General features: G+C 47.7%; 3 protein-coding genes and 1 pseudogene. 3 read left to right on the top strand and 1 reads right to left on the bottom strand.

What is annotated here, in order from left to right; all coding sequences use genetic code 11:
* Positions 1-281: pseudogene (locus QUA38_RS27240) on the top strand (Uma2 family endonuclease); the annotation flags it as partial.
* 27 nt (positions 282-308) lie between these two features.
* On the opposite strand, the gene QUA38_RS27235 reads toward QUA38_RS27240, so the two are convergent.
* Entirely contained in the window at positions 309-1,838 is a 1,530-nt protein-coding gene (locus QUA38_RS27235) for a phenylacetate--CoA ligase family protein (RefSeq protein WP_333167406.1), read from the bottom strand.
* A gap of 304 nt (positions 1,839-2,142) precedes the next feature.
* Between QUA38_RS27235 and QUA38_RS27230 the strand changes: the two genes are divergently transcribed.
* On the top strand, positions 2,143-4,047 hold the full coding sequence (locus QUA38_RS27230; protein WP_333167404.1) for a serine/threonine-protein kinase: 1,905 nt from the start codon (positions 2,143-2,145) through the stop codon (positions 4,045-4,047).
* Between the two features lie 80 nt (positions 4,048-4,127).
* Positions 4,128-4,397, top strand: coding sequence for a hypothetical protein (locus QUA38_RS27225; RefSeq protein ID WP_190662916.1), 270 nt, complete (start codon positions 4,128-4,130; stop codon positions 4,395-4,397).
* Positions 4,398-5,024 lie beyond the last annotated feature (627 nt).

Raw genomic sequence — 5,024 nt, 5'->3', positions numbered from 1 at the left:
GCACTCACGACTACTTTTGGTTTGACCCAGAAACTTTAGAATTAGCTGGGTTTCATTTAGTTGACGGGGAATATGAAGCAATCGCACCCAACGAATTCGGGCATCTGCGGAGTCAGCAGCTCGATTTGAGTCTCGGAATTTGTGGCGGAAAATTGCGTTTCTTTACAGCAGAGGGAGAGCTTGTCCCTACTCCTGAAGAGGTTGCAGAAAAGGAGGCTCAACGAGCCGATCGCCTCGCGGCGAAACTGCGAGAATTAAACATTGATCCCGATACAGTTTAGTGCAACCCCTACTCACAAAAACACGGTTTACTGCCGGGTGTATCGGTGCTTCACCCCAATCGGAAAATACTCCGCATCGCCCATCTCCGTTAATGTCACCACAGGTAACTGATATTCGGGCGGAACGTAATTAGCAAATTCGCTGTTTAGCCGCCGCAATTGCGTGAGAATTGAAGATGCGATCGCCTGCTTCATCTCCTCGTCGCCCTCCACCCCCGCCGCTAATTCCACAACCACCGATAAAAACCGATTTTGATCCGCATCTTCCTTGACTTGCATTACAAATTTTCCCGTCACCCATTCCCGAATGGTGGGAACTTCTAAACCTACGGTGACATTTTCCGGGTAAATGTTAGCACCGAAGTAGGAAACGGTAAAGTGCGATCGCCCAAATACATAGACAAATGGCAAGCAGCGAATTCCTCTGGGGAAATCAGAAACTTTCATACCTGCTGCTTGCTGCAAATGTGCCACAGGGTTAAATCCCCATTCAGCCAAAAAATTGAGCATTGCTTCGTAACAAATTAAACCGCCGTTATCCGAGATGTGATAGCGTATTAGCGGGATGCCGTTGTCGCCAGAAAATAACAGCGTGCCGTCATTATTTACTTCAAAAAAGCGACTTTTGGGATCGTACTGCACCAGCGTTGGCAACCGCGATTCCCCGAATAAATTGCGTGCTGCTTCGGGATTGTTTGCTAAAAAGCGACGGATGCAAATGCTCAGCGGTGTCTCGTTGCCCAAAACGCCCGCATCGGCAGTACCATAAAGGCTCGCAGAGTTGTAATATAGATTGTCAGAATTAGTGCGATCGCTCACCAAACTCCGCCATTCTTCGCTAAACACTTCTCCCGCAAACACCATCTTAATTCGATATTTTGGCCACTCGACACCCCCAGCAATTCCGCTATCAATCACATCCTTGATAAATGGCGGATATCCCAACAAAACTACTTGATCGAAATGCTCCCCAAGTTCCTGCACAACTCGAAATATTTCAGTCTTATTATTCCCAGGCGTCACAACTGTAACTGGATAGCCCTTACTCGCTAGATAGCGGCAGCAATTGGCCGTGTACATTCCGCCTACCCAAGTTCCCAACGGAAAGCAAATGACAGCTAAAGTTGAGCGAGTGTCGGCGTAAAAACTGTCGTGAAATATTTGTTCAAAACGAGCAGCAATTTGCAACTCGTCGCTGATAAAACGCGGCCAAAATGTCGGGTTTCCTGTCGAACCAGATGAAACAGCAATGAAATCGCAAGTTTCTAATTTCCCCTCATAACACAACTGAGGTAGCGGGTGACAGCGTAAATAATTCTCTTTGGTAATTAGTGGCAATTTTTGAAAGTCTTCAAAGGTTTGAATTGAAGCGGGATTGATGTTAAGTGCAGCTAGGAAAGTCTGGTAAGCTGGTACTGTGGCCGCGACTTTTTGAAAAAGCGCGATCGCCCCGGATTCGGCAACTCGATTCTGTTGGTGTTGCAATCGTTCCTCAAGCGGCGCCCTCAAAAACTCTTCAAACGCCCCAATTGCTCTCTGACGCTGTTCTGGCTGCATGATTTGCTCCTTAAAATGCCTATTTTGCACCCCGATCGCTCAAGATTCCATTAGTAGCGCGGCGCGACCCGATCGCACATTGGGCTGGACACTAAAAATTTGAACACACTTTGAGGTCGATCGAAAATATGTCGCAGTAGATAAACTTCCATAGCACAAAACCGCTGTTTTCACAATAACCACAGGGGATAGCCAAGCTGCCGATCGACTAATAAACACTGACACACTATGTCAAGATTAATTCAGCGATCGCCCAAAACTCCCAGTCTCAGTCAAGCGTGAAAATCCGACGCAGCAAGTTCCAATGAACAATCCCATCTACCCCGGCATAACTCTCAACAACCACTACCGCATCGTCCGCGAATTGGGACACGGAGGCTTCGGGCGCACCTACCTCGCTGAAGACGCCCACCGATTTAACGAACCCTGCGTTTTAAAAGAATTTGCGCCCCAAGTACATGGAAGTTACGCTTTACAAAAATCCGAGGAACTGTTCGAGCGGGAAGCAGGAGTGCTCTACAAGCTGCAACACAATCAAATCCCCCGCTTTCGCGAACTCTTCCGCGTCAGTATCAGCGATCGAGGCTACCTATTTCTAGTCCAAGACTACGTGCCGGGGCAAACCTACCGCTTTCTGCTCGACGCCCGCAAGCGTCAGGGTTTGCGGTTTATAGAAGCAGAAATCAATCAATTGCTGCTGCAGATTTTGCCCGTGCTCGAATACATTCACTCTTTGGGAGTGATTCACCGCGACATCTCCCCGGACAACCTGATTCTGCGGAGTTCTGACGGGATGCCCGTGCTCATCGACTTCGGCGGAGTAAAACAAGTCGCCGCCACCGTAGAGTCTCTTTTCGCTGAGGCTAACGGCACTCCCGGCCCCGCGACTCGCATCGGCAAGCTCGGCTATGCTCCCGTCGAACAGATGCAGATGGGCATCGTCTCTCCCCACAGCGATTTGTACGCTCTGGCTGCCACGGTTTTGGTGTTGCTGACTGGGAAGGAACCGCATCAGTTGCTCGACAGCCAGACGCTGAATTGGAACTGGCGGGGGGAATGTTCTCTCTCTGCGAATTTGTCCCTGGTGCTGGATAAAATGCTTGCTCAGCAGCCGAGCCAGCGTTACTCCTCGGCTCGTGAGGTAATGCTCGCTCTCTCCGGCAATCCGCCTTTACAGCCACCTTTGCCACCAGCCCCGGATTTTGGGATCACGCAGCCGCCGGATTTCTCGCCTATACCCGTACCCGCCCCCACACCAAAACTGCCGGGAACTCCGGTGCGAATTGCTGCTATTGGCAATCAGCAAAAGATGCCTACTTGGAAAATGGTTTTGTTTGTGGTGGCGGTGCTATCAACTATGGGGGGAGTTGGCTGGTTTGCGGGCAATTCTTTGTTAAATCTGCAATCAAAAGTCCAGAAAGTTCCCCAACCTGCAAACCCGAAGCAGCAGCAAGAAGATGCTTTGCAAGATCGCTTTGTAAAGCTCAAAATTGACGATCGATTCTATAGCGGTTACGTCAACCTTGTGGACGAGACTTTCTATGCCAAATACCCGGAATTGGGGGGAAGATTGTTAAAAGAAGGCGAGGAAGATCGCCAATGGCGCGAAAGGTGGCAGAAAATCGGCGACGAGTTGCTCGATAAGCTGGAAAATCTCAGCAGCAACGCTAGAGCGCGGTTGGGTACTTACGACACCGCCGATATCGAGCGCTGGAAAACAGAGGTTAACAAGCTGAATTTGAGCAGTCGGGCTTTGTACGATTTGGCTGATGCTAGGTTCTTTTATTGGTTTCCACAACAGCCGCGCGATCGCAATATCATTGGTTTGCCGATCGGACAAATTTGGCAAGCAATTACCGCCGACGAACTCGAAGCCTTACAAGCTGGAGCAACTGTCGAAAGCGTTGAATTTGACCGCCTATCGAACAGCAAAAGCCTCACAGGCAATCTCAAACCCGGAGAAGGGAAAGCTTACATTGCCAGATTCGCTCAAAATCAAACTTTGCGCGTGAATTTACAAGCACCGCGCAAATCTACGCTACTGTCAATTTATACTCCGGGGCGGACAAAGGGCGCGCGAGCTTTGCTGGAAGATGCAGAGGGGCTTAGTTGGTCTGGATTGCTGGATGATGCTGGTTATTATGAATTTGTGGTAGTTTCTCAAGCATCTGAGCCGATCGCTTACGAGTTGAACCTGACGGCGGAATAACTGCTATTGACGCTCTCTATCCACCCAGGCAATAATAAGGTAATACCAATCAGATAAGTTGTCGGGTTCAAACAAAGAATATGCTGAGATTCGCGATCGTAGCTTTAGTGACTTTTGGATTAGTATTAGTGACTGCACTAGGTTTACATCCGGCCAATGCGACAGTCAGCACTCCCGAATTTTATGCTTGGAACTTTGCCTCTGTAGGCAGTAGCGAGCTGGTTTGTAAAAAGACCGTGGTAGTTCCGCAAGACCTGATAATTCCGTCATCATCCATGCACGCTGTCACTATCAATTCTGCAATTGTAGATGAAAAGTTTTGCGCGAATTCCACTAAGCCTGTGAATTAAGGCAGCGCATAATAGGATTTCGGGTTACAGAACCATAATTAAGTTCTCCGTTAGTCGATTTTAGATGTTAGATTTACTTCACAGATGAATCTGGGAGATTGAACCTTAATCTAAAATTTTTATCTCTCCACGACAGTTGTCTGAAAGCAAGTATCTTTTTTTGGATGAATCAGGACGCTGCATCCTGATTCATCCCTTGAGAGAAAACTCTATTTTTCAGTACAAACACGGACTAATTATGAACAATTAACCGGACATCATATAAGTGATAGCCTGAGTAATTTCCGCCGCCGGCGCACTGAAACTGTTGGCTATTTTTTTTATAAAAAATATTGGGTATTTTGTAATAAAAGTTTATCAAACGAGTCGGGCGCAGCAGTTTCCTGCTCTTGAAAGAGATCGAAATCTTCCCAATTTGGGCAGTTCTTTGATTGTGACTTCAGAACCGAGGGGAAATATTCAGCCATTTGGCTAATCATTTATTGGCTAATTGGCCCAGTTACTAATTCCCTAGTTTGAGTATGCTAGAGTTAGTCAGGTTCAGATATATAGTGCCATCTGTTATCTAAGTATCATGCTCAAAATTTTGGTAATTGAGGACGACGAATTAATCCGGGAAACTCTTCT

It is taken from the genome of Microcoleus sp. Pol12B4 (genome assembly GCF_036701385.1).
Taxonomy (GTDB): domain Bacteria; phylum Cyanobacteriota; class Cyanobacteriia; order Cyanobacteriales; family Microcoleaceae; genus Microcoleus.
This window is presented reverse-complemented; position numbering and strand designations above follow the sequence as displayed.

Excerpts from the sequence above, each read along its gene's own strand:
- QUA38_RS27235 (WP_333167406.1), bottom strand. The coding sequence starts at position 1,838 with ATGCAGCCAGAACAGCGTCAGAGAGCAATTGGGGCGTTTGAAGAGTTT.
- QUA38_RS27230 (WP_333167404.1), top strand. The coding sequence starts at position 2,143 with ATGAACAATCCCATCTACCCCGGCATAACTCTCAACAACCACTACCGC.
- QUA38_RS27225 (WP_190662916.1), top strand. The coding sequence starts at position 4,128 with ATGCTGAGATTCGCGATCGTAGCTTTAGTGACTTTTGGATTAGTATTA.